Below are 23818 nucleotides of genomic sequence, written 5' to 3'. Positions count from 1 at the left end.
AACCGCCGACCCTCTGCTTGTAAGGCAGATGCTCTCCCAGCTGAGCTAATCACCCTTCGTTTCGGTGTGGGCGCATCATACACCAAAAAACCGTAATGTCTTGATTTAAATGCACTTTATTTAAAAAAAGTTTACCGCACGATTTTTCGCCATATTGCGGGCAATAAAAAGCCCGCTCAATGAGCGGGCTTTCCGTGGTGACCTGGCGTTCAGCATTCCAGGTTACCGAATATGGCGCAGCGGACGGGACTCGAACCCGCGACCCCCGGCGTGACAGGCCGGTATTCTAACCGACTGAACTACCGCTGCGCGTAACACGTGAAGCGAATGGTGGGTGATGACGGGATCGAACCGCCGACCCTCTGCTTGTAAGGCAGATGCTCTCCCAGCTGAGCTAATCACCCTTCGTTTCGGTGTGGCGCGCATTCTACGGAGCGCTCCCAGGTCTGGCAAGCACTTTCTTAAATCTTTTTTTTCAGCCCTTCCAATGGCTTACGCAGGGTTGGCCTGCGGCGTGATCAAGAGAATAATGCCCCCCTTTGTATAGAGGAGAGACTCACCCCATGTGGTTCAAGAACCTGCTTATCTATCGCCTGACCCAAGATCTGCCTGTTGATGCCGAGGCGTTGGAAGCGGCCATGGCCACCAAACTGGCGCGCCCGTGTGCAAGCCAGGAACTGACCACCTACGGTTTCGTTGCACCCTTTGGTAAAGGTGAAGACGCGCCCCTGGTCCACGTCAGCGGGGATTTCCTGCTGATCGCCGCGCGCAAGGAAGAACGCATCCTGCCGGGCAGCGTGGTACGCGACGCGGTTAAAGAGAAGGTTGAGGAGATCGAGGCCGAGCAAATGCGCAAGGTCTATAAAAAGGAACGCGATCAGATCAAGGACGAAATCATCCAGGCCTTCCTGCCACGCGCCTTTATTCGTCGCTCGTCGACCTTCGCCGCCATCGCGCCGAAACAGGGTCTGATCCTGGTGAACTCGGCCAGCCCGAAACGCGCGGAAGACTTGCTCTCCACCCTGCGCGAAGTGATCGGCACCCTGCCGGTGCGCCCACTGACCGTAAAAACCGCACCGACGGCGATCATGACCGACTGGGTCACCACCCAGAAACCTGCGGCCGACTTCTTCGTCCTCGACGAATGCGAACTGCGCGACACCCACGAAGACGGCGGGATCGTGCGCTGCAAGCGCCAGGACCTGACCGGCGAAGAAATCCAGCTGCACCTGACCACCGGCAAAGTCGTGACCCAATTGTCCCTGGCCTGGCAGGACAAGCTGTCCTTCATGCTCGACGACAAGATGACCGTCAAGCGCCTGAAGTTCGAAGACTTGCTGCAGGACCAGGCCGAACAGGACGGCGGCGACGAAGCCCTGGGCCAACTGGACGCCAGCTTTACCCTGATGATGCTGACCTTCGGCGAATTCCTGCCGGCGTTGATCGAAGCACTCGGCGGTGAAGAGACCCCGCAATAAGCTACCCTATCTCAGTCCTAAAACGTTAGGAATTGAGTAATTGCAGCTGATTTACCTAGGCCATTTCTTGGACTCCTTTTAGGAGCCAAGAAATGGCCACTCCCAGAACTCCTCCCCCTGTCGCATAAACTAGGGGGGGATTGCGCCAATATGATCTGTGTCCAGCCCGGCCTACTTCCATTTTACACACCAGCCTTCCCGATCGACCTGCTACTGGATCAGAGATAATTAAGATAAGTTTGCGACCTGTCGCCAGCTTGGATAAAGATGCTCCGCTGAGCACCTTTGTTTTAGATTGGTTAGCCGGAGAGATGGGCCTCAATCACGATGCGATGCGAATACCAGTCGCTCCATAACGACGGATTAGGTCTTGATCGACCTCAGCCACGAAGCGTTCAGGACGCACCCCGAGCAATGTCGATGTAAGCTGCTGCACGGCCTCTACGTTCTTGGCTCTGAGTGTTTGGGTTTTAACTAACTGAACAGTCAACACTAAGTTCGATGGTTCAAGAAAATCGGTAATCAACTTCTGCTGAGCTGCAAATTCTCGCTCAATCACAGCAATCGCCCCAAGCTCCCGAAATATCGACTCAGTTGCATCCTGCTCAGCCTTGGATAAGCGTTTCTTGGTAGGAATTGCTTCAACGCGATGTAAAAACGCGTATAGCTTCTCCTGATAGTTTTGAGCGTCCAAATCCAGCCAAAGGCCTAGCCCTCTGATAAGTCCACAAATATGTGGATACCACCGGCGTTCAATCGCATCCTTACCTTTAGCCTTATCGTCTTTTTTGGTGATCTGATATTCCCACGTCACCTGAAGGGAATTTCGGCGCCAGCGCTCTATCAAATTATCGAAAACCACCTCAGGGAAGGCCTCACGGATTCGGAAGATCTGCGCCTCAATTTAGCGGAGCTGCTTAAGTGCGGTTTTTACCCGAGTTAGCAGTTCCGCTCTCTCTTGGAGTCTTTCAATTATTTTGTGGGCACGAATAGAAACACGCTCTGCGGCATTCAGCTCTCGGAGTGCATTCCTTACCTGGTCGTCATCAAGGCCTAGGTGATTGAAGGCGCAGCAATTGCCAATCAACACTCGCTGCCCACCTTTGCACTCCACAGCGTAACCATGAGAGTGCTCTTGCCCGCATCGACTGCCTTTTTTGAGAAACTGACACTGTGCTTCTGATTTGATTAGATGATATGAGCGTAAAGGATGGCTGTAGGTCTCCTTCGATACCAGACAATCGAAATCAATAGCGAAAAGACTTTTGATTTCCTCCAGATACCTAATTTCGTGAGTGACTGTGAGCGGTGACGACATGGGCTACTCCACAATTCATGGGCGAGGCTTGACCATCGGTTAGCGATGTTATCGTCACATCAGTGGTTATGCAACCAGGCTGTTCAACCGTACAGTTCGTAAAAGGAAGCGTTTCCATGACACCTCATGGCTTTGCGCGCAAAAACTCATACGAACGGCACCTAATACGTTTTTCCGTTCCGAACGTACATCCTGCACCAGTCTAAGTAAGATCGACTTTGGCGGCTAACCAAAATGGGTTAACCGCTAGGCACTAAATTAGCTGCCGACTTAAAAAATACGGAACGGCACTATTCAGCACGCATTTTTGCTGCCAACTCTTTAAGAAGCTCTTGACTAGATTGTATTGTCAGCCTAAATCGATCTTCGCCTTCTCTAATCCGACTTTGATCATGGAAAAAAGCATCCATTTTAGCCATGTTTTCTTCTTGGTTTTCCTCTTCTCCTCCAATTTTAGGGGAGGTCAATCTAATTGAGCTATAAAACTTCAATGCTTTAGCCAAATTAGTGTCGATAGACAGGCCAATCGACGCAGGTGCGTAGCGTCCGTGGCTTTGACTAATAAATTGAGTCTGCACATTGCAAATGGATAAAATATCTACATCTGCCAACCCTTCCAAACTTCCTTTAGCAGTTAGCTTTAAAACTTTAGTGAGAATAAAACTCCGATCGCTCCCGTACCGCTCGATAACATGCGGATTATTGGCTTTGCATTCAGTAATATTTTTCTCGATATGCTCTATGAAAAAACGACTGGCTCTATGTTCATCAAAGTACTCTAATCCGATTTTTTCGTACAACCCCTGAGCAGCAAAAAATGGAGTGACAATTATAAACTCTCCATTCCTTTCAGGTATACCGGCAAAACCGCATCCTGGTGGTTGGAAGAAATTAAACTGCCAATCTCGCTCGGCATAAGAACGCAGTCTTTCCGCTATTTTATCAGCATCTTTCTGGATTAGATTAAGATAATATTCCGCTCCAGAATAGGTTTCAATTCCATCAAAAAACAAAATCGAACCGAGCTCATCCTCCGTTATCGATTTAAGTTCTTTAAACTTTTTCCAATGTTCTCGATTGCTGGTGACATTAGTCAGCCTCAGATATTCGTAAAATACGCTTGGACGGATCACCAAGTCGATATGGTACGGAAGCCTCTTTATCAAAATAAACGCTAAAAGAATTGATAGAATCCCTTCGTTTATTTTGCCATCTCGGTATTCCTCAAGTCGCATAATTATGTTGGAGTCAAGAACCAAACGGTAGGGCCCACGAAGCATAACGGAGCTTTCTATTTGATTGATAAGGGTTAAGAAGTTTTCTAAAAATCTGTTTCTGCTTTTTGGCTTAAGATTTTCTGCGTGCTTTATGATTTCATCGATGTTCATGCTTTACAAAAAAATCCAGTTAAATTTTACATGATGGGAGCAAGAGAGCTTGCACATACTCCTTGAGAACTGTGGGGACTGGCAAGGGATGTGTGTGCTGAAATGAGTCGTTGATGATATATAAGTCCCAAACTTCGATACCCCAGTATCTGCGGCACCATCCACGAGGTGTCAATCGGCCGATTTGGGCGCATGACTCGTGACATTCTAGGCAACCGGGCACGAGACAAGCAGCTCTTGGTAACTCCAGAATTAATGGCACTATCTGTGCTGGGGTTACGTGACTTCGGGTACGTAGAGCCAGATGAACATGGACTGATTTCAAGCTTAATAAGGACACGATACATGCCAATCGACCTATTCCGCCCCCTAACGACTGCCGAGAAACAGCACCCAATTTTTAAGATGATGCTGAAAAATGGATTTGAACCCGAACGTGACGTGCTTCTCCAGTGGGCTAATGGCTTTGAGGATCGTGATGGAAAATTCGTAAAGGAATTTCAAACAACCTTTGAGTCTTCATTTTGGGAACTGTATCTTTTTGCTGCTCTGAAGGAATGGGGGCTGCCGGTCGACCTTCGTTACCACACTCCCGATTTTTTAGTCGGCGGCTCCGTACCATTTTGCCTCGAAGCGACGATCGCCAACCCTCCTGTTGGGGGCCAACCGGCATATGGTTTTTCGCAAGTTGATCTGCCCGCTAACTTTACCGAGTTCAATGTCGAGTCCACCTTGCGGATTTGCAATAGCTTTGACAGTAAAGTAAAAAAGTACAGAACCAATTACTCCAAGCTCGTTCATGTCCAGAACAAGCCCTTTGTTATTGGCATCGCATCGTTCGATCGGCCACACGCGCATTTCGCCTCTGGGCGTCCAATCCTCGCAGCTCTGTATGGTATGTACCATGATGAAGAGGCAACCCAATTCGGCGACACGCGCGTGCCGTCCTATAACGTCTCGGCTGCGCCAAAAACTCAAAACACACACATTGATGTAGGTTTATTTTGCGATGACAGCTATCCAGAGATATCGGCAGTCATTTACAGCAGTCTGGCGACATGGGGAAAAGTACGAGCTTTGGCCGATAATCCAAGAGCGATGACCGCCTACACCACCCTGCATCCCAATCATGGAAGCATCATGCCCATTGTACGTGGAGCAATGAAGAAAGATTACAGCGAGAATCTTATGGACGGCTTATTTGTGCTTCACAATCCTTTCGCCAAACACCCGCTTCCGCGTGGTCTCTTGGGACATCCGCGCCTCTGCGAAGTCACAATAGCCGATGACGGAGAACTCATAATGGAGGCACCAGATGACTTCTTGCTTTTGAGAATGCTGAACTCGATCATTCCGGTTTAATGAGTAGGGCTCGACGCGCGTAGGTGCAAACGGTGACGTTAATCAAACTCTCTGGGCTAAAGCGTAGAAATGAGAATCTTTGCCCCTTCTATTTGCCGCGATTTGATGGATCACGTCAACCGGTCGCATGATTGAACATTTAAATGGAGCGTTGATTTACTCTTTTTGAAAGTTCTTCAGCTGATTCTTTGCGCTCGGAGTAACGATCTACCAAGTAATCCTGACGGTCACGTAAGAGCAAAGTAAATTTCATCAGTTCCTCCATCACATCGACCAAGCGATCGTAGTAAGACGAAGGCTTCATACGCCCATTTTCGTCGAACTCGGTGAATGCCTTAGGCACTGAAGACTGATTGGGGATTGTCACCATGCGCATCCAGCGACCCAGAACGCGCAACTGATTCACCACGTTGAAAGACTGGGAGCCTCCACAGACCTGCATGACTGCCAAGGTTTTACCTTGGGTTGGACGTACTGCACCCATCGCCAAAGGCACCCAGTCGATCTGAGCTTTAAAAACGGCGCTCATCGATCCATGACGCTCCGGAGAACACCACACCTGCCCTTCCGACCACTGCATTAGCTCGCGGAGTTCCACGACTTTCGGATGGGTATCCGGAGCATCATCAGGCAGTGGTAACCCTGACGGGTTGAAGATTCGTGTTTCCGCATCGAAGTGCTCCAACAACCGCGCGGCTTCTTGGGTTACCAATCGGCTGAATGAACGCTCGCGGGTCGACCCGTAGATCAGAAGGATGCGCGGTTTATGCGTGGACGGCTCACGAGGAGTGAGTCGCTCCATGCTTGGGACGTCGATGAGATCTGCTTCGATGTTTGGAAAATGGTCTTTCATAGTGACTCCTGGCACCAGCGGGACATGGCCTACAACGTGCCGATGCGGGCTAGCTCAGTTTTAAGCTCTTCTGTGCTCAAAGTAGCGATAGGCAACGAAATGAAGGCGTTTACCCGCTCCTGGATTTTGCTCAGGGTTTGCTGGAATGCCGCCTCAATTTGCGCTTCAGATCCCGTAGCTTCAGAAGGATCTGCCAGCCCCCAATGAGCCTTGAGCGCCGGGCCGAAGAAAATCGGGCAGGCTTCGCCGGCAGCCCGATCGCAGACTGTGATCACGATGTCTGGTGGCGACCCTTCAAAGGCATCGGATGCTTTACTGCTAAGGCCTTCAGTAGGGATACCAGCTGCTTTGAGCGTTTGAATCGCTCGCGTGTTTACCCGGCCACTTGGGAAGCTTCCGGAACTGACGGCTTCCATTCCGTCAGGAGCAAGGTGATTGAACACCGCTTCGGACAAAATGCTCCGGCAGCTGTTGTGGGTGCACATGAATAGGACTTTCATCGTGATCTCCTGGAATCAAAAGCTGAGGCGCAAAGCCAAGGCGCTCAGGGTGGCAATGAGGATTGGAAGCGTGAGCACCACACCGGTCTTGAAGTAGTAACCCCAACGGATGGTGATGTCTTTTTTAGCCAGCACGTGCAGCCAGAGCAGTGTGGCTATTGGCGCAAACCACTTCGTGCGATGACGCCGCCAAAGGAAATCACCCCGTTCAGCGAAGTGCAATACGAATAGAAACGAAGATCGTCGATTGCTGGTTATGAGCAGGTCTATAGGCTATTCACTTGCACATCGACGCCTGATGAATGCTTGAGCTGCTGAAGCGAAAGAAACAAGTCTTAGCTGCGGGAACGGCCATCTCCGGCGGCTATCAGTTATTGTGTTTTTGAGATACTCCGTTCGTAAGCGTCTGCCAAAGTCACCTTGTATGACTCAGAACGGTATAAGCAGTCCTTCAGAAAGCCGTAGGACGGCTGATAATCCATGGCCTGACCTCATCCGGCGTCATGAAAAGCCTCGTTTATCGCGTTGAGCAAAGTAGCCCTTATAGGCGCGTCACCCTCTCACCTACCAATCCTCAAATACCCGAAAGTCATTCTCTCGGGCATTTGAGCATCCGGTAAAAAAACTTGTAACTCAGTTCACCTTGAACCGTCCCACCAGCCCCTGCTGTTGCTCGGCCAAGCGGGCTAACTCGCGGCTGGTGACGGCGGTTTGTTCAGCACCGGCGCTGACCTGGATAACCAGAGTGTTGATGTCGTTTACGTTGCGGTGGATCTCCTCGGCAACCTGACTCTGTTGTTCTGCCGCCGAGGCGACCTGTATGTTGCTGTCGCTGATGGTCGCGATGCCCTCGGCTATTTCTTCTAGCAACTCCCCTGCGCGCACTACGTTGCTCGCGCCTTCTTGAGCCTTCCCTAGAGTTTCCTGCATGGAAGTGGCGGCACGGTCGGAGCCGGATTGCAGATTGGCGATCATCTTCTGGATACTGACGGTGGAATCCTGAGTCTTTTTGGCCAGATTCCGCACCTCATCGGCGACCACGGCAAATCCACGACCCTGCTCACCGGCACGGGCAGCCTCAATGGCAGCGTTCAAAGCTAGCAGATTGGTTTGCTCTGCTACACCACGAATCACATCCAAAACCGAGGAGATGGAATAGCTTTCACCCTTGAGCTCCTCAATGATTCGGGATGTTTGTTCGGCCTGAACCTCAAGCCCTTTGATCAAGCTGATGGTGTTCTCGATTTCAGCCTTGCCCTGCATAGTGCTGGCATTAACGCGCTGCGACATCTCTGCGGCGTCGGTGGTGCTGCGCGCCACGTCTTTGACCGTGGCGCTCATCTCGCTGATGGCAGTGACCACCTGATCGGTGCCTTGACGCTGCTGGACGACGTTATTGCTAGTTTGCAGGGCCACAGCCGAAGACTGCTCGGCGGCGGTCGCGACCTGCGCCGTGGCACTCCCGATCTCACGGATCACTTCACCGATCTGTATGGCCATGTTATCCAGGTTACGCGAGATCTCGCCAAACTCGTCTCTGCCGGTGTAACGGGTTCTGGCAGTTAGGTCACGCGTGGATAGCGAAATAAGGGTGCGGTTCACGTCGACCACAGCGATTTTGATATTGCGAATAATCACCGAAGCGAGCCACAGCACCGCAATCAAAATCAGAATGACGGTGGCTATTGCGACATACAGACTGCGCTGGGCATCGGTACGCGCGACATTGGCTAGGCTCACGACCGTCTGGCCCAGTTCAGCCTCGACCTGAGCCATCATGTCGATACGGCTGGTGGAAAGGTTGAACCAGTCTTCGGGTTTGATATTAAGCGGATCGCCTAGAGGCGTATCAAATCCGAGTTTTTGCAGGCGAGCTACATCGACGGATGCGGGCTGTTGTAGAACCGCATCCAGCTTATTTTTGAACACGGCAGGAGCCCAGCGTTGAAAGGCCTCGAAATAGCCGGAGAACTCGCCCATGTTGCGGCTGAAACGTGACAACAGCGGCGCATCAAAACGGTTTTGGTTGAATGCCAGGCCAAGCAGTACACGCTCTCGACCAGAGCGCTCTTTCATGTCTACGAACTGATTGAGTGAACTCAGCCCACGCAGGATTTCCGGATCCTCAATGCTGGTTTCCAGTGAGTAAGAGAAGCCGATCAAATTTTTGATAAGATCGGTGAATCGGGTGCCGGACTCGCCGTTATTGATTGCGAGCGTGTCCACCTGCTGACGCAGTCCGGCCAAACCATCAATTGCGCGCAGCATCTTGTCAGGCGCGATAAGACCCTCGGTCGATTGCGCATGCATCGCGCTCACCGCACGGTCGGTTTCTTGGCGTAAGACTTTCAACTTGTCCTGCATCGTCTTACCACCGCTGCCCAGAAACACGCCGCTTGCGCCGCGCTCACGCTGGATAGTGGTTACTACGTCACTGAGTTTCTGCGCGGTGCCGGTAGCGGTGACCGCTCGGTTCATCTCGCTCAGTGTCTCTCGTTTGTCAGCTACAAAAATCCCGGCGAAGACCAGAAAGCCCAACAGGGGAAACATCAAAATAAGCAGTAGCTTTGTACTCAAAGGAGCATTTCTAAGCATGGCAGGCCTCAGGGCTTGAAGATGTTGTTTAAAGCTATCCAAGGCGAACGTTCTATGAAGTCGACGTCTGATAGAGCCCAGGATGGTTCAGTAGTAGCCTGCCGTAGCCAGTTTTTTCTCCGTTCGGAATGTTTCGGCTGAAACCAGCAAAGCTTTACCTGTATCTGCACAGGATTAGGGGCATGGTCGTCATGATTAGTTCAAAGTTGCTGAGCACCGGGAGCTACCCGTAAGACACTTGCTGACTCCTCTCTGAGCTATGCTGGGTCGTAGTCAAGGAGTCCATGTAGATGCCCGGTGAATACTCGCTGTCAGATGTTTTGGAAAGGATGTACCAAAACCAACTCGCTCTCGAAGCGGCGCTCATGGAGCTGACCCTCCAGGTGGAAGCCCAGGGATATGCCGAAATCGGCGACAACGTTCGTGGCGCGCTCTACACAATTGGCGAGAACGCGGGCCACATAAAACAAGGCTTAGCGCGTCTCAGCAAGCTCCCATGAGGCAGCCACTATTTGATTTTGATCTCAAGCGTGTGTCACGTGAGCACTACATTACCGGCAAAGCTGCGATCAATTTTTCACATCCTGAAAGCACGACGGGCGGGTGGCATTTTCTGTCGTATTTCGACCGGGAGGCTGGGGTCGTCAAGGTATCGTTGGCGGACATTCATTATCCAGATACCACCGACTTTTTTGGCGATGCGGGCGTAACTGACCAACTGTTTCAGCGTGGTTGGTCGGAAGGGGGGGCGAAAACTCTTTATGGCTGATCACTACCGAGCCGTAGCCGACATGATTGCGAAATGGGGCACTCAGCGGAACGAAACATTGCAGCGTTGAAATTGACGAGTGGTTTCCGGCGTCAAATGATAAAACGGTTGGTAGACCTTATTACTAATGAGATGCCGAAGATCTGCCATCGTGCAAAATCGGAGAAAGCTGAAATCTGGTTAAACTCGCAAACGAGCCGTTCTATTTGCAGGTAAACCAGGCATCGCCAGCAGCCCTCTTACACATTGCTTCAAGCTGATTTCCGGTCGCCGATGGTGAGTGAAGGAGGGGGTGTGGCAAGGACAATCACCCGCCCTGACTTGCAGGACTTACAGTTAGTTGGCTATTCGATTGAGGTTCTGTCAGTGGCACCCAGCGCAACCCCAGCCCCTTAATCAAATAGCGATTAGTCCGGTCAAAGTCCTGATCGTCCGAGACGGTGAAGCTGCCTGAGCGGAAGGATATGAGATTCATCTCCAACAAAAGAGTAATGGCCGGGCTGATGGCCGACCGAGGCACACCTGTCAGATCCATAATCCTGTCGTAGCTGACGATTGTAAGCCCATCGCGCCCTGTTAAATCTGCTTCAGAACGACGATCTTTGGTAAGTGTCCGGTAAAGTCATCTGGCTTTTTCCACGTTTTCGTTTATGACGGCCTACCGACAGGAAGGTCATCGAATATGCCTATCGGGAAAGTTCACATGCCATTGCTACCATTCCGATTTCAAACAAGTCAGTTTTGAAAGGGATTTCACCGATTTCTTGGAAACCGAAACCCTCATAGAATCGCCGCGCATTTGAGTTGGTCTTGAGTACGTCAAGCCACAGCATGCGTTCTCCGCGCTCTCTCGCTCGGCTGCAAATGAAGTGCAGGAGTTGTTTCCCATATCCTCGTCCTGCTTCGGATTTGAGAAAGTAAATTTTTTGAAGCTCCGCACCCAATTCACCAGTTAAAGGCGCAGGCGTTGACCAGTTAACTTTGGAAAAGCCTACGACCCTATCGCTTTCGTCTGAAGCTATAAGCCACAAATGGCAAGCGGAGGATTCGAGTGATTTGCCGAGCGAGTTAGGGGAAAAGTCTTGATTAAGAAAGTCTTGCATGCCGGAGAGAGACCAGATGTCCGAAAAATGCTCTTGGTAGGTCTCACAGCCGATTTCACGTAGAACATCTAGGTCGGCTTTAGTAGCTTCACGAATATTAATCATATTTCTCACCGGTATATTTGCATACACACGAGCATCAGACCCCGCGTAAGTAGCTAGATCGGCTGCCACCTATGCGGCAGCAATTTGTCAATTTCACTTGCCCGCTGCGTCGGTAGACGCGTGAGAACGTTTTTCAAATAAGCATACGGATCATGCCCATTGACCCGCGCAGACTGGATCAAGCTCATGATCGCCGCCGCCCTTTTGCCGCTGCGCAGCGACCCAGCAAACAACCAGTTCGACCGCCCAAGCGCCCACGGCCGGATCAAGTTCTCGATCTGATTGTTGTCGATGGGCACAGCACCATACCCCAGGTAGCGCGTCAGCGCTAACCAGCGTTTAAGGCTGTAATCCAGGGCCTTGGCCGTAGCCGAGCCCTCTGGGACAAGTTCTCGTTGCGCCAGCATCCACTCATGCAGTTTTTCAGCAATGGGCACCGCCGTCTCCTGGCGTAGTCGCCAACGGTCTTCATCGCTCATTTCCTTGGCGTGTCGCTCGACTTCGTACAGCCCACCAATCGAGTGAAGCGCCTGCTCCGCCAATTGGCTTTTGTTGGCTACATGCAAGTCAAAGAACTTACGGCGTGCATGGGCCATGCAGCCGATCTCGGTAATGCCCAGCTCAAAGCTGGCTTTGTAGCCGGCAAAGTCATCACAGACCAGCTTGCCGTTCCAGGTGCCCAAGAAATTACGCGCATGTTCGCCAGCACGGCTGGGGCTGAAGTCATAGACCACGGCCTTTAATGCCGAGAACGGCGTAGTGCTGTAGGCCCAGACATAAGCGCGGTGAGTTTTCCTCTCGCCGGGCGCCAGCATTTGTACCGGCGTTTCATCGGCGTGAACCACGCGCTGAGCCAGCACCACTTCGCGCAGCGCATCGACCAAGGGCTGGAGCTGCACGCCGGTTTGACCCACCCACTGCGCCAGTGTCGAGCGCGGTATGGCCATGTACCAGCACTTTCATGCGGGTAGCGCGGCGATTGGCAAACAGATAAGCGCAGTGCGGCCTCGCCGCACCGAACACCGCGATCACCCTGGCCAACGCCGTTTCAGTTCCGGCGCGCATATCCATGGGCTCGGTGGCGAGCCAGATGGCATCGATGCGGATCATCGCAACAGGTCTCGCAGAAAGGTCGAGCAGGCAGCGGCGCTTTCTGTTGGCCAGTTCACTTTTACGGTACCGCGTGGGTGTGGGATTTCGAGGCAGATCATGGACGGAATGATGTCCGATCGTGGCGCTGACGACGGCAAGGCCACGGGGATAAAGGCAGGTTGCAGGATGACAGTTCTCTGCGATTGCAGCCGAATCCATTTATGGACGAGGTTCGCGTTGAGACTGTGGCTCAGTGCGACGCTGGCAATCGACGCGCCGGGTTGGGCACACTCTTGAACGATTTGGGCCTTGAAGGATTTGGAGTAGGAACGGCGTTGTGGCTGCATGAAATACCCGCTTAGAAGGCTAGAACTGGTGCCCACTTAAATTTAAGTGCACACCATGTCTTGGCTTTGCGGGGCTGGGTAGATGACTTGGCCGGACGCTTACCTCCGTTCGAGCGCGCTGACTGCTCAGTGGACTGATTAAACTTGTTTTATCTGCCTAATCGGACTACCTAAATGACACCGTAGCGCCCGGGAGGAGCGTTGCTCGTCAAGAGAAGGGATCTCACTCTGTCGAATCGCAGCACAGGGCGTAAGGATCATTATCCAACACGACCGTTGACCTCGTTAACGATTGCGGCTGCTTCACCGGCAGAGGGAAACGAACCGGCACCGTGACAAGCTAGGGTACTTCGTGATCAGGCTTATTTGTTGTATACAACGGCATCAACGCTAACGTCGTGCGCAAATGGTTACTGCTTTCGGCAGGCGCTTAAGCCTGTGTAACTCCCTACAAATCGGACAAAAATATCGCCTCGTGTAAACCACTTTTTTTACTTGTTACCCTGCGTGGTTTACAGCGCAAAAATTAGGTTTACAAGATTGAGAATCGCCACTGAAAGCGGAAAGATTTTAATCTCTCCTTCTCGCTGAGGCTATCAGATAGCGATCGCCTGTTCAGTCGAATTGCACCCCATGCACAGAGCCTGAAAGTGAATGGGGAAGTCGACATAAGCCAAATCTGACTGATTTAGAGAAAATGAAATTATCACTTCGCCGGTTTCAAAAGCTCTTCCTGAGTTTTGGGATAACGCCTACGCAGTTTTGAAATGCCCTCGGCTACCTCAAGACGCTCGATCTCTTCAAGGACGTCCTCGAGCACCTTTGCAACAGAGCGATTGTCCTTTAATGCATAGCTACCGACCATCAGCGTTATTGGGTGCGTACCGAGCACAGCAGCGATGTCATCAAGCTTCTCAATGGTCGGAGCATACAAACCTCGCTCCAAGGTGCTGATGTACGTCCGACTGCTAAGGGTTGAAAAGTCCTCCTGCGTCCGGCCTTGTTTCACACGAAGCCACCGAAGAACTGTCCCGAAAGCACTTTTCAATTCCACTCTGCATGTCCTGCAAAAGGAACGATAAGGCGCTTTCGAACTGTATATGACTACAATGTATACTGTTCATTCCGAGGATTCGCCGTGTTCATAACCAATAGGCAGGCAGAAGTGAAAGGCTCTCGAGTAATGCTGGAGCCTGGTCACCAAGGTTGGCATTTTGTTCAAAAGAATCTGATATCACCTTGGTTTCATACAGCGATAGTCAGATGCGAGGACGGCCTAGAATTCCAAGACGTGGTCTTCGTGGATAGCTTGCAATCGCTAACGTCCCTTCTGGAGCTAACGGAAGCGGGAGTCCATGTGAGGTCGGTACAGTTGGTATCGCCTGGGTGGCTTAATGGCACCGGTGACTGGCACATGGATACATTGCTGGAGATCGCTCGTAGTCAGGATGGGAACTCACTGCGGTACTCCCTCCATGACGGCCGCCATTTCTATTACCCTGAGACACAGCCAGATGCCTCAACAAAATACAGTGTGTTAGTGTTTCCAACGAGAGAGGACGAGGGAGCGTAGTCTTCCGATTTTGATGCTCGGTTGTAAGACGCATGAAGTGCTTTAGCGATAGCCCTCGGATCGAATATCGTTAAGTAAAACAAGTTTCGCTCCATAAACGTTCTTTTGAACGTCTATCCGGGAGAACTTTTGATGCGAGCTCGGTGGTTCAAGCGAGTAATTGAATAGCAAGGCCATCAGCGATGAACCAGAATGAGCGTGGGAACGGTAGATACGATGGCCGATACCCCACCCACGAACATGCTGAAATATGGAATCAAGGTAAGCGCTCCGCAAATTTACGCGTTGCGTGGTTGGAGTGTTGAGCAAACTCTTGCAGACATCCAATTCGACGGATGGCTTGGCGTATCTAGTGCGCTCTATCCCGGCAATTTTCCTGTACCTTATTTGTATTGTCCCCAGTGGGCGCGCTATGTGATGTCGCCGAGGAAGCAGGTGCCGCTGGTGCCGCAGCCTTTAATACGGGTGCGGCTGGTTTTTTTACAGCAGGTTTTACGGCAGGCTTGGCCACGGTTGAAGCTGGTTTTTTCGCCGCCGGCTTTGCAGCAGGTTTTGCGGCAGGCTTGGCTACGGCTGAAGCCGGTTTTTTTGCCGCTTCCTTCGCAGCAGGTTTTGCAGCACGTTTGGCCATAGTTGAAGCTGGTTTTCTCGCCGGTTTCGCGACAGGCTTGGCTGCGACTGGCTTGCCGGCTCTTGGGGCAGCTTTTGAAACCTCTGCGAGTGCTGCAATCGGTTGTATGGTGAGTTCTACACCTATCGCGGTCATCAGTTTTCTTATGGTCTCAAACCGCGTTTTCGCACCGGCTTTCAGCACCTTATAAAGACTTTCACGATTTACCCCGGCATCCTTAGCGACTTTGTTTACGCCTTTAGCTTTTGCGACTTCTGCCAGAGCATGAATAAGACCTTCCGTATCACCAGCTTTCATACTTTCAGCCAAATAAGCCGCCATAGCTTCCGGGCTGTCTAGAAAACGCGAAGCTTCATAACGAGTCGTACCAGACGCGTTGAGGCTGAGGATTGGCATATCCTCGGGGTTGAATTTCGTATCACTCATATCATTGGTCTCTGAGCTCATCGAGGATCGCTTTAGCTCGCTTGATACCTCGCTTTTGATCGGTTTTATCGCTTCCGCTGAGCATCAAGAACTCAGCTTTCCCCGAGCGCACATAGTAAATTCTGTACCCAGGCCCTACAAAAACACGCATTTCGCTCACCCCATCACCCACCGGTTCGCAATCTCCAAAATTGCCATCACCGGCGCGATCCAGGCGGGCCAGAATGGCCGCTCTTCCTTGAACGTCCTTCACACCGTTAAGCCAATCCTCAAATTCGGGAGTTTGGTGGATCTCGTAGGGTTTTTTCTTATTGATCATAGTCCCATATGTAGCCATATGGCTACTCCCTGTCGGTGCGAAATTGAGCGCAGGTCAAGGTGGCTTCATTTGCCTGGTACTGGAGCCAAATTAATACCCTTGACTTCGTTTGGCGTGAAATTCTTTCACCTCATCCCACGTCATCTTGATGGCGATAGCCCTCGCAGACGACTCATCGAGGACGTAGACCTCCACGTCAGGATCACTGATCGGAGACACGAGCCTAAAGGGTTGCACCAAGCGGCCACTACCCACCATTCCATCCTGGCTGAAAATGACTGCTGGGCAATGATCTCCACTTTCAAATAACGCCTTAATCCCAGACTTGAGCCACTCCCAATCTACCTGCGCAGGAAAAGGTGGGCGGGTCGTATGGAGTACAACTGGAATAATTGAATCCACACCTTTGACAATGGCATCAGAGAAGCCTGAAAGGAGCTTTTCGTCAGAAATTGCATCAATCGCCATACTTATTGCCTCATCTTCTCCGAGATGGATGCCAGAGCCTAAATGCGGCTCTAGGAAAGCCATGAACTGAAGGAAGTCTGAAGATTGAAACATCTCACCTTGGCTACCCTCCGCCCGTGACAGAACGCCCTTGAGAATGCTACGCACGATACAAGAAGCTGCCCTAAGTTCATCCGAACAGAGGCAATCAATGGCTTGCTCACTCAGTAGATTGAAAAGCAGTGCATGACGGTAGCCAAGATCGAAGCACGCTTGGTGGAATGGATGCCGTTTACTGATTAGATCCACCCTAACCCACTGGGCAAGCTCCTCAGTGGCCACCAATCGCTCAGCCGGTTCATTGGACAGCATCGGCATTGGCGTAACGACTTCCTCAGTGATGTCATACATTTGCTTCATCTCAATCGCAAAGCGCAGCGCCTCCAATTGCGCCCACTCGACCATGGGCTCAATCCTCGCAGCATGCACTTTGTCCGGAGCGGCGTTGAAGGCGGCGACGGCCAGATCCCCAAGCACACGGCCAGTTAAAAACGCATCGCTGCACTTGATCACACCTCTAGGGAATGGTGCTCCCAGCGAGAGGTTCGCTACTAACGTCATCGCAACTGCAGGATCAGTCCAATCTAGCTGATTGAGACCAACGAATGGCATGTAGTTATTTCGAACGGCCGGGTTAGAAACAAATTCCCGGGCATGTTGCCCGAGACTCCCCCAGAAATCGAACCTAGTCGGCACGACTCGATTGCGGTACTGCCGAGTCTTCAGCTGCCAATGGAAATCTCCGCAAAATTCAGGATCGAAATGCTCTTTAAGCAGAGGAAATGCAGCCTTAGCAATGTCGTACACCGTCTGCGGTGTCTGGCCTAGAAGGTCATCCCTTCGATTGTGAAGGAACGTCGCAGCCGCCGAGTCCCTCTGTGGCAGGCCATGATCACGGCACCAGGCATGCATTGCATACGGATCAATGGCGGTAAGGGTAATGCACCATCGACCACGGCCAAAGCCATTGACATCACGCCAGAGCATCATAAAGCCATGCGAGCCTGCCCTGTCCCCTTCCCGAGCAATCACATCCATGGCGGTAAGCACTATTCTCGGAGGCCAGCGCTCATCGTCTTCATTTCCTCCAACGGAATCGATATCTCCTTGCTCGCTTTCGAGATCGTCGATCCCTTTATAGGCAAGATAAAGATCGATTGACGGGAGCGCTTCGACTGGGAGATTGGTACTGCCGGTCAGATGCCAAGCCTCAGGGAGGTGTGCTAGCAGACCAAACCCAGACTCATCGTTGGTCAACTTGAGTGCCAAATACTGCTTACCCGACCATGCGTTCATGCTCCCAACGGCATGCACGAGAAGCGTCGACCAGTCAGCCGCAACTACCACGAAGCAAACGTCGAAATCGCCCAAAAAAGGGAGCATATTCCGAAGCTCCTGCTCGTAGCCGGCAAGCTCTGTGACAGTTTGTCGCTCGGTTTCGCTGGCCCTTTTGACCTCAAAAACCACGAGCGTCTTCATCTCAGGATTGAAACAAAGGATGTCTGGGCGCAGTACCTCCCCTGTGGTCAGTGAGATACTTGTGTTGATCGAGATGATCTCCAGCAAGCTCAAACGACTCAGCACATGGTCTGCCGCCTCCGCTGACGCACGTCGAGAGATGTAATCGATACCAAAGGATGGAAGGAAACACTCCTGGTCTACCGCTTCCGTTAAGGAGGTGATCGCCTCTTGCCCCTGGATCGACTCAAGCAGTTCCTCCTTCTCAATGAGCTGTTGTAGCCAGGACACTACTTCGGATTCTGGGGGAAGCTTGACCTTGAACATAGTTCTTCCTTGAGTTGGTAGCAGACGATTGTAGTGGTCTATTGATTTCGGAACCGAGCCTCGTGCTATCGCCTGGACCAACGAGCAAGAGCGTCTTAGTCATGACGTAAGATTATTTTGCTGGCAGGTGTCTGCACGTCCCAATGATAGTGAGGGATTTCGATCCACGAGTCATCGCGACATACAGATCCTTGGCGTTAAGTGCGTCCGCATCGAGGATAACTGCATGGTCATATTCCAAGCCCTTGACCAGCAGAGTTGTTCCGATGAGCTTTTTATGACTGATAGGCCGTCCCGTATGCCTCATCTCGCGCTGATACGTGTTTGCAGCCTCTGCAAGAGTTGCCCCTTCACCGTCTACGTGCATCTTCAGCACGTTGAGGAAGCGATAAAGCAGGTCACGACGATAAGCCGACGTCTCTGGGTTGCTCTTCAAAGCCAGAAAGAATGCCTTGAGATGGCTGCTTGTTGGTTCGTTCAAATAGTCGTTCGCTGCTTTCAAGACCAAGGGGTATCTCGTCCCTTTGCGAAGATTGGCCACCTCGCCTCGTTTGGTGCCAGCCGTTAATGCATCTGCGACACCCGTGAGTTTGTCGACATTCCGTCACCATTTCCGGGCACTGACGGCGATGACCCCATTGCAGTACCAGAAATGTCTGCGCCTGAACGAGGCGCGCAGGCTCATGCTCATCGACGATTATGATGCTGGGACAGCTGCATTCACGGTCGGCTATGAAAGCCAACATCAGTTCAGTCGGGAATACAGCCGCCTGTTCGGGGCACCTCCGCTGAAAGATATATTGAAAATCCGAGCGATCGGCCCGTTGATCCAAACCGGCAGCATGCGCAACGGAAAGCCGTTGGAATAGGCAAAAAATCGGTTGGAACCGGATACCGCCTAATCGCCATACGCGACCCATGCTGCGCTGCCACACCTGTTGAAAGCAGCAGAAAAAGGTCCACGCAAGGTCGCGGATCTGGTCAACGTCAGTTCTGTGGGCGCATTCCAGATCAATCCGATCAACAACGTCTACACCTTGACCAAGGCTGCTGTGAACGGCTTCTCCGAATCACTTCGTCAAGAAGTCACTCAGCGCCATGTGAGAGTAGGCGTGATTGAGCCAGGTTCAGTTTCCACAGAGTTGGCATCACACAACAAGCCTGAGGTTGTCGACAGTATCCTCGCCCCTTTCTTCAGTGAGATACAGACTCTGGAGCCGGAGGATATTGCTGACGCGTTGGCTTACATGGTGACCCGCCCACGCCATGCTTCCGTAGCCAAGATGTGGGTAGGGCCGACCGAACAGGTCTGATCCAAAGTAACGCATGCGCAGTGAGGGCTCTAAGATGGGGCCTTGCTCACGGCCCCGAGGTGACGGACCAGACGGTTATGACTCGGCTGGTGATCAGTTGAAATTGATAGCGACCGGATTTCGCTGACCCCGTTGCTCGGGAACCTGGCGCCACGCAAACAAATGTGCGACCGCTTTTGGCTGTTGCTGCCTGCGGTGTACCTCTGTGGCAGCTGCATGAAGTACAAGAGGTGCTGTCTCGCGCAGCATTCTTTAGTCATGTGGAGAGCACTTTCGTAGGCTGCACGGAAAGTACTTTCTCAATCGCATCCCGAAACCCAGGCTTATGTATTGTTCTGCCTTTGCCATCGACAACTTCTCCCCGACTACCGATTGAAAACCCCAACGGTGCGAGCACAGCCGGATCAATAGCGGCCTTGAGGGCGTAGAGGTCGGCCTCGTTCAGGTTTGATTGTCTTGAGACACTCTGAACCTGGCTTCCTCCGGCACCAAAATAGATCGGCGCACCGCACATTTTTTCTTGCCGAGCGATCTTAGCTTTGATGGTGCGCAGCTCCTTAGCCAGCAAGGCGACACTCAGACGCAAAGCCGGATCCGCAATGCTTTCGACCCAGTCATTCGGGTATGACTTCTCATTGGCCCTGCCTGCGACAGAGATCATTTTCCAAGCTTGAATCAATTCCCGGTAGTGAGCCCCCGTTGAGTTGACGATGGATTTTTCACCAGGCACAGGGAGCCCGCGATCCTGACCAAGAGTGATGATTGTCTTATAGGAAAAATCCGAAGATCCGCGCTCATGTAATAACCGACAAACTTCGTTTAAAGACTCTAGACTGCGCTTTCGCCGCGCATCGCGAGCTTCATAAAATAGCCGCTCATAAGTACTCTGCGGAGAAACTTGTTTGTCATCCATAAACCGAAACCTCATGAGAAATCTGTCGAACACTATTGGGCTTAGAAAGTAATTGGCGTACCTCGGTCGAAACTCGTGTCAGTTCTGGTTCGTTTGCATCTACATCAAGCAACATCAGGTCTCCAGAAAACAGTTCATCGATTTTTTCCCAGGAGCCAAGGCGCTGTAGCAGAAGCCGGTTCAGTTCATTGGCAACGACCAATTTCTGTTCACTGTTGAGTTTAAACATGGCAGGGGCGAGATTATTGTTTTCGGCCATCCGATCAATAGCGTCAGCAATCAGTGGTACAGCACGCGAGGGATTGGCTGATTGATAGATAGTAGCGTTCTGGCAGATTTCTGCGAGCAGGTGGTACGAAGTCGTAGATTCTTGATAAGCGACGCCCATTTCATGTATGTCTCCCGAAATAACCAGTCTGATATCGTCGCTTGAATTCGACTCATTCTGATTGATCAATTTCAGGCAGCTCGCAACATAGCCGTGGATGGCTGCGTAATCACTCAGAAATACGTCGAGCTTTCCGGCGCTTTGTTGTTGATTCGCCACTGCAAATTTACGCTCTTGCTCGCGTGGAAAGGACGTACCAGCCTGGCAGGCATCGTAGTGTTCCTGCTCCAGATTATCCAGCCTCTCCGTATAATCCTGATAGCGGGCGCTTTCCGTAGTTATCTCCAGCGCGATTTCGTTTGCAAGCGCGACTAACCCTCCCAGGAACGGCACGCCAGTGACAAAGAATCGGCATCGTGTGCAGTTTTTCTGACCTAGGTAGCCAGCCTCTACGGGGCTGTATATATTCTCAGTTTGCCGTTCGATAAGAACTTCTCCCCCCATATTGCAGGCTGCAGCCGATTTTGGGCAAATCCCCCAATCGAACACGATGCAGGCACTCGTTGGAGTTTCAGACTCGATCAACGAGCGATTTCCATCTGTAGCAATTAGTTGCCCGTTCAGGGCGTTAAGACCGCGGACTCTGATCGCATCAGCACTGCGTTCTGTTGCTCTCTGTGCAGCAGTTTTCTCAACTTCCCCCATAGGTCTACGCATTTGCTCACTATTGAGTTTTGTATAATAAATTGTCATTACCAGCGATGCATGACCGACCAATTTAGAGATAAGATGAATAGGCGCGTTGCCATCAACAATAAACGCCGTGATCAGACTAACACGCAGGCTATGCGGTGTATAAGGACTAATGAATCGATTCCCCCTACGATCTAGCTTGGCCAAATCCTCTCCTTTCCGCTGAATCTTGTAAAGCAACGCAGGCAACGTTTGAGCAAAGACAGCTGTCGGCATAAACGGTTGACCCGACGCGTCCATACGAAATAGGAAACACTGATCTTTCCGTGCTGTAAGTATTTTCACATTTGTTTCGGCTTTAAGCTTTATCGAAGTCCACGGTGTCGGTGCTAAAATAGGGTTGAACTTCGCTTGCCAATCGCGCAACAGCAAGAACCAATAAACAAGATCATCAGGAATCCAGTCAACGTCGTAGCCGCCGATTTTTTGACCGGTCTTATTACTGGTAACATGCAACTTCGGGGCGCTATTGTCTCCACGTTGCACAGCGGCTTGTGGACGACGATTCTTGCTTCGTTTTCTAGGTAGATTGCTACCGTTTTTCTTCCAACTTAGCAAGCCACCATCGTCGAGAACAGCGATTTCTTCATCCGCTTCACCGCTGTCGAGCCAGAGAATCTGCTGCCCTCTGAGTGGAAAACGCAATAGCGTGTAAAGTGCGACAAAACGTACTGGCGACCAGATTTGGAAAGAACCAGCCTTTGGGAATTCCCGATATATGCAATTGGGGTCGCTACGGTCAATCATCAACTCATCAACAGAAATCCAATCAATACGACTAGCGAAGAATTCGTGTAGGTGCGGCAAATCCTTTAATGTCGGCCTCGTTAGCATAGCCGCCTCGCCGTTGGGTACAAGAAAATTGCGGGCACGCAAGATGTATTCGTATCCCAACGGCGGTTTAGTCGACTGAGATGGTCGATAGCTTGAAAGACTTTCCTCATATCCTGCAAGAGCTGTGCTGAAAGGATTTCGGTATTCCCTAAGAACTATTCGCTCACCATTGTCCTCATCAGTACAGTCCGCCAATAGCAGCCATTCAAAAAATCTTGAAACGCAAAAATGAACCTTCTTCTTCGCCGATTCAGCTTGTGCCTCGATCATCTGCTGGTATTTCAAAACGTTAAACGGATTGGCTCGCAGCAAAAGATACTTGGAGTCGTCAGGCAAGCCCAGTGGCTTGATGTAACCATTCAATAAAGCCCTGATGGACGCTCTTTTTCTCGTAATTGCCGTTTCATTCTTCAACCACCGATCAACATCTGCAGCAATATTTGGATAATCGGAAGTAGGATCGATTGGCCTTCCATTCCCTATATATTCATACCAGTTTGTCCAGCCGCAATCGTGATATGTCCTTTCAGGTACGGCATGTAGCCTTGGGTCTTCCTGATAGCGCAAACTGTAATCAGTTGAATTTTTTATACCCATTGCCCGACATACGATCTGCGCCTCAGCATACGAGTATACCTTTTCTTTTCCCAGGAATTCTAACCAACCTGTCCAGCCCGTATTGGCGTACGTCATATTAGGGGTTGAAGGGAGCTTTGGATCTTCCTTATAGCGGATACCGTAATCAGCACCGTTTTTTATGTCCATCGCCCAACACGCTGCCTGTGCCTCTTCATATGAGTACCATGGCGACCTTTCCTTTCCGAGAAAATCGAACCAATCCTTCCAGCCAGTATTGGCATATAAAGTGTCGGGCCTGCCAGGTAATTGCGAGTCTTCCCGATATCGAATGTTGTAGTCAACTTTGCTCGTAATTCCCATGTTTTGAGTGGCTGCCTGCGCATCGGAATATGTAGTGTAAGGGTTGGACTTTTCGTTTCCTAAAAAATCGTACCAGTCTATCCAACCGGAACTTGCATAAATCACACCTGGTGAAGCAGGCAGTCTGGGGTCCTCGTGATAACGCGCTAAATGATCTTCTCGAGTCTTAATACCTAACTTTTGAGCAGCTGCCTGCGCATCGGTATATGTCTCATATGGATTGGTTTTTTCGTTACCCAGAAATTCATACCAGTCTATCCAACCGATATCTGCATAAATTACACTTGGTGAGGCCGGTAGTCTTGGGTCTTCGCGATAGCTGGCCGGGTAGGCTTCACTTTTTTTTATTCCAAGCCTTCTCACCGCAGCTTGCGCCTCTGAATATGTTTTGTATAAACTGGGCTTTTCCCGCCCTAAGAATTCATACCAGCTTACCCAACCGACCGTAGCATACTGTCTATAAGGAATAGCAGGCAGTTTCGGGTCTTCGCGATAACGAGCATTGTATTCAGCCCCGCTCTTAATCCCCAGTTTTTTAGCAGCCACCAGCGCTTCAGAGTAACTATAAAAATTTTTCTTGCCCAAAA

The 23818-nt window shown here is 51.1% G+C and carries 19 protein-coding genes, 2 tRNA genes and 4 pseudogenes; 6 read left to right on the top strand and 19 right to left on the bottom strand.

Annotated features, from left to right (window positions below; genetic code table 11):
• Nucleotides 1-232: 232 nt before the first annotated feature.
• Together BFP90_RS11025 and BFP90_RS11020 are read right to left on the bottom strand one after the other, a co-directional pair.
• A tRNA-Asp gene (locus BFP90_RS11025) sits at nt 233-309 on the bottom strand.
• Between the two features lie 19 nt (nt 310-328).
• Nucleotides 329-404 (bottom strand) — tRNA-Val (locus BFP90_RS11020).
• 159 nt (nt 405-563) lie between these two features.
• On the opposite strand from BFP90_RS11020, the gene rdgC reads away from it, so the two are divergent.
• Entirely contained in the window at nt 564-1478 is a 915-nt protein-coding gene (gene rdgC, locus BFP90_RS11015; RefSeq protein ID WP_065896679.1) for a recombination-associated protein RdgC, read from the top strand.
• A gap of 322 nt (nt 1479-1800) precedes the next feature.
• Here the strand turns inward: rdgC and BFP90_RS11010 are convergent, their stop codons facing one another.
• Together BFP90_RS11010 and BFP90_RS11000 are read right to left on the bottom strand one after the other, a co-directional pair.
• A complete protein-coding gene (locus BFP90_RS11010) occupies nt 1801-2340 on the bottom strand; it encodes a hypothetical protein (RefSeq protein WP_065896678.1) in 540 nt (179 codons plus the stop codon).
• A 746-nt stretch (nt 2341-3086) separates the two neighbouring features.
• Nucleotides 3087-4184, bottom strand: coding sequence for a hypothetical protein (locus BFP90_RS11000; RefSeq protein ID WP_065896676.1), 1098 nt, complete (start codon nt 4182-4184; stop codon nt 3087-3089).
• A gap of 345 nt (nt 4185-4529) precedes the next feature.
• Here BFP90_RS11000 and BFP90_RS10995 point away from each other — a divergent pair, with 345 nt between their 5' ends.
• Complete coding sequence (locus BFP90_RS10995) at nt 4530-5546, top strand: glycosaminoglycan attachment site (protein WP_065896675.1); 1017 nt, start codon at nt 4530-4532, stop codon at nt 5544-5546.
• A gap of 139 nt (nt 5547-5685) precedes the next feature.
• Here BFP90_RS10995 and arsH read toward each other — a convergent pair whose 3' ends face one another.
• The 4 genes and pseudogenes from arsH to BFP90_RS10980 all read right to left on the bottom strand — a co-directional run bounded on the left by arsH (nt 5686) and on the right by BFP90_RS10980 (nt 9449).
• On the bottom strand, nt 5686-6399 hold the full coding sequence (gene arsH, locus BFP90_RS10990; protein WP_065896674.1) for an arsenical resistance protein ArsH: 714 nt from the start codon (nt 6397-6399) through the stop codon (nt 5686-5688).
• Between the two features lie 29 nt (nt 6400-6428).
• Nucleotides 6429-6899: an arsenate reductase ArsC gene (locus tag BFP90_RS10985; protein ID WP_065896673.1), complete on the bottom strand. Its 471-nt coding sequence runs from the start codon at nt 6897-6899 to the stop codon at nt 6429-6431.
• 15 nt (nt 6900-6914) lie between these two features.
• Nucleotides 6915-7058: pseudogene (locus BFP90_RS27310) on the bottom strand (ArsB/NhaD family transporter); the annotation flags it as partial.
• Nucleotides 7059-7532: 474 nt separating this feature from the next.
• Complete coding sequence (locus tag BFP90_RS10980; RefSeq protein WP_065896672.1) at nt 7533-9449, bottom strand: methyl-accepting chemotaxis protein; 1917 nt, start codon at nt 9447-9449, stop codon at nt 7533-7535.
• Nucleotides 9450-9784: 335 nt separating this feature from the next.
• Here BFP90_RS10980 and BFP90_RS10975 point away from each other — a divergent pair, with 335 nt between their 5' ends.
• Together BFP90_RS10975 and BFP90_RS29155 are read left to right on the top strand one after the other, a co-directional pair.
• Nucleotides 9785-9994: a hypothetical protein gene (locus BFP90_RS10975; protein ID WP_065896671.1), complete on the top strand. Its 210-nt coding sequence runs from the start codon at nt 9785-9787 to the stop codon at nt 9992-9994.
• Nucleotides 9991-10479 (top strand): annotated as a pseudogene (locus BFP90_RS29155) (hypothetical protein). Before BFP90_RS10975 ends, BFP90_RS29155 begins: the two are co-directional and overlap by 4 nt.
• Before the next feature lie 470 nt (nt 10480-10949).
• On the opposite strand, the gene BFP90_RS10965 reads toward BFP90_RS29155, so the two are convergent.
• The 9 genes and pseudogenes from BFP90_RS10965 to BFP90_RS10925 form a co-directional block, all read right to left on the bottom strand.
• Nucleotides 10950-11471 (bottom strand): GNAT family N-acetyltransferase, encoded by a 522-nt coding sequence (locus BFP90_RS10965; RefSeq protein WP_065896669.1) that lies wholly within the window; start codon nt 11469-11471, stop codon nt 10950-10952.
• A gap of 53 nt (nt 11472-11524) precedes the next feature.
• Nucleotides 11525-12418: pseudogene (locus tag BFP90_RS10960) on the bottom strand (IS66 family transposase); the annotation flags it as partial.
• Nucleotides 12300-12542, bottom strand: coding sequence for an IS66 family insertion sequence element accessory protein TnpB (tnpB, locus tag BFP90_RS29595; RefSeq protein ID WP_370671695.1), 243 nt, complete (start codon nt 12540-12542; stop codon nt 12300-12302). The pseudogene BFP90_RS10960 and the gene tnpB, both read right to left, overlap by 119 nt.
• Before the next feature lie 35 nt (nt 12543-12577).
• Nucleotides 12578-12910, bottom strand: coding sequence for an IS66-like element accessory protein TnpA (locus BFP90_RS27300; protein WP_082630339.1), 333 nt, complete (start codon nt 12908-12910; stop codon nt 12578-12580).
• Between the two features lie 706 nt (nt 12911-13616).
• On the bottom strand, nt 13617-13964 hold the full coding sequence (locus tag BFP90_RS10950; protein ID WP_065896667.1) for a helix-turn-helix domain-containing protein: 348 nt from the start codon (nt 13962-13964) through the stop codon (nt 13617-13619).
• Nucleotides 13965-14832: 868 nt separating this feature from the next.
• Nucleotides 14833-15540 carry an addiction module antidote protein gene (locus BFP90_RS29590; protein ID WP_083203221.1) on the bottom strand — a complete coding sequence of 236 codons (708 nt, stop codon included), beginning with the start codon at nt 15538-15540 and terminating at the stop codon, nt 14833-14835.
• A gap of 1 nt (nt 15541) precedes the next feature.
• Entirely contained in the window at nt 15542-15859 is a 318-nt protein-coding gene (locus BFP90_RS10935; protein WP_065896689.1) for a type II toxin-antitoxin system RelE/ParE family toxin, read from the bottom strand.
• A 90-nt stretch (nt 15860-15949) separates the two neighbouring features.
• Complete coding sequence (locus tag BFP90_RS10930) at nt 15950-18151, bottom strand: hypothetical protein (RefSeq protein WP_065896664.1); 2202 nt, start codon at nt 18149-18151, stop codon at nt 15950-15952.
• 112 nt (nt 18152-18263) lie between these two features.
• Nucleotides 18264-18659 carry a hypothetical protein gene (locus BFP90_RS10925; RefSeq protein WP_256097468.1) on the bottom strand — a complete coding sequence of 132 codons (396 nt, stop codon included), beginning with the start codon at nt 18657-18659 and terminating at the stop codon, nt 18264-18266.
• A 61-nt stretch (nt 18660-18720) separates the two neighbouring features.
• Between BFP90_RS10925 and BFP90_RS10920 the strand changes: the two are divergent.
• Together BFP90_RS10920 and BFP90_RS10915 are read left to right on the top strand one after the other, a co-directional pair.
• Nucleotides 18721-19020, top strand: a pseudogene (locus BFP90_RS10920) (helix-turn-helix transcriptional regulator); the annotation flags it as partial.
• Nucleotides 19021-19077: 57 nt separating this feature from the next.
• Complete coding sequence (locus tag BFP90_RS10915) at nt 19078-19464, top strand: SDR family NAD(P)-dependent oxidoreductase (RefSeq protein WP_083203220.1); 387 nt, start codon at nt 19078-19080, stop codon at nt 19462-19464.
• 256 nt (nt 19465-19720) lie between these two features.
• Here the strand turns inward: BFP90_RS10915 and gmtX are convergent, their stop codons facing one another.
• Together gmtX and BFP90_RS10905 are read right to left on the bottom strand one after the other, a co-directional pair.
• On the bottom strand, nt 19721-20377 hold the full coding sequence (gene gmtX, locus BFP90_RS10910; protein WP_065896660.1) for a gamma-mobile-trio protein GmtX: 657 nt from the start codon (nt 20375-20377) through the stop codon (nt 19721-19723).
• The gene (locus tag BFP90_RS10905) at nt 20370-23816 is read right to left on the bottom strand and encodes a VPA1269 family protein (protein ID WP_176718032.1); all 3447 of its coding nucleotides are present in this window, start codon (nt 23814-23816) and stop codon (nt 20370-20372) included. The genes gmtX and BFP90_RS10905 overlap by 8 nt, the downstream gene beginning before the upstream one ends.
• Nucleotides 23817-23818: the final 2 nt, after the last annotated feature.

The organism is Pseudomonas sp. 24 E 13 (genome assembly GCF_900004715.1).
Lineage (GTDB): Bacteria > Pseudomonadota > Gammaproteobacteria > Pseudomonadales > Pseudomonadaceae > Aquipseudomonas > Aquipseudomonas orientalis_A.
Note: the sequence above shows the minus strand (reverse complement) of the source record. Positions and strands in the feature narration are given on the sequence as shown.

Bases quoted from the DNA above. Each gene is read 5' to 3' on its own strand.
- BFP90_RS11000 (WP_065896676.1), bottom strand. From the start codon at position 4,184: ATGAACATCGATGAAATCATAAAGCACGCAGAAAATCTTAAGCCAAAA.
- BFP90_RS10995 (WP_065896675.1), top strand. From the start codon at position 4,530: ATGCCAATCGACCTATTCCGCCCCCTAACGACTGCCGAGAAACAGCAC.
- BFP90_RS10985 (WP_065896673.1), bottom strand. From the start codon at position 6,899: ATGAAAGTCCTATTCATGTGCACCCACAACAGCTGCCGGAGCATTTTG.
- BFP90_RS27300 (WP_082630339.1), bottom strand. From the start codon at position 12,910: ATGCAGCCACAACGCCGTTCCTACTCCAAATCCTTCAAGGCCCAAATC.
- BFP90_RS10930 (WP_065896664.1), bottom strand. From the start codon at position 18,151: ATGTTCAAGGTCAAGCTTCCCCCAGAATCCGAAGTAGTGTCCTGGCTA.
- arsH (WP_065896674.1), bottom strand. From the start codon at position 6,399: ATGAAAGACCATTTTCCAAACATCGAAGCAGATCTCATCGACGTCCCA.
- rdgC (WP_065896679.1), top strand. From the start codon at position 564: ATGTGGTTCAAGAACCTGCTTATCTATCGCCTGACCCAAGATCTGCCT.
- gmtX (WP_065896660.1), bottom strand. From the start codon at position 20,377: ATGGATGACAAACAAGTTTCTCCGCAGAGTACTTATGAGCGGCTATTT.
- BFP90_RS10965 (WP_065896669.1), bottom strand. From the start codon at position 11,471: ATGATTAATATTCGTGAAGCTACTAAAGCCGACCTAGATGTTCTACGT.
- BFP90_RS10980 (WP_065896672.1), bottom strand. From the start codon at position 9,449: ATGTTTCCCCTGTTGGGCTTTCTGGTCTTCGCCGGGATTTTTGTAGCT.
- tnpB (WP_370671695.1), bottom strand. From the start codon at position 12,542: ATGGATATGCGCGCCGGAACTGAAACGGCGTTGGCCAGGGTGATCGCG.
- BFP90_RS29590 (WP_083203221.1), bottom strand. From the start codon at position 15,540: ATGAGTGATACGAAATTCAACCCCGAGGATATGCCAATCCTCAGCCTC.
- BFP90_RS10935 (WP_065896689.1), bottom strand. From the start codon at position 15,859: ATGATCAATAAGAAAAAACCCTACGAGATCCACCAAACTCCCGAATTT.
- BFP90_RS10975 (WP_065896671.1), top strand. From the start codon at position 9,785: ATGCCCGGTGAATACTCGCTGTCAGATGTTTTGGAAAGGATGTACCAA.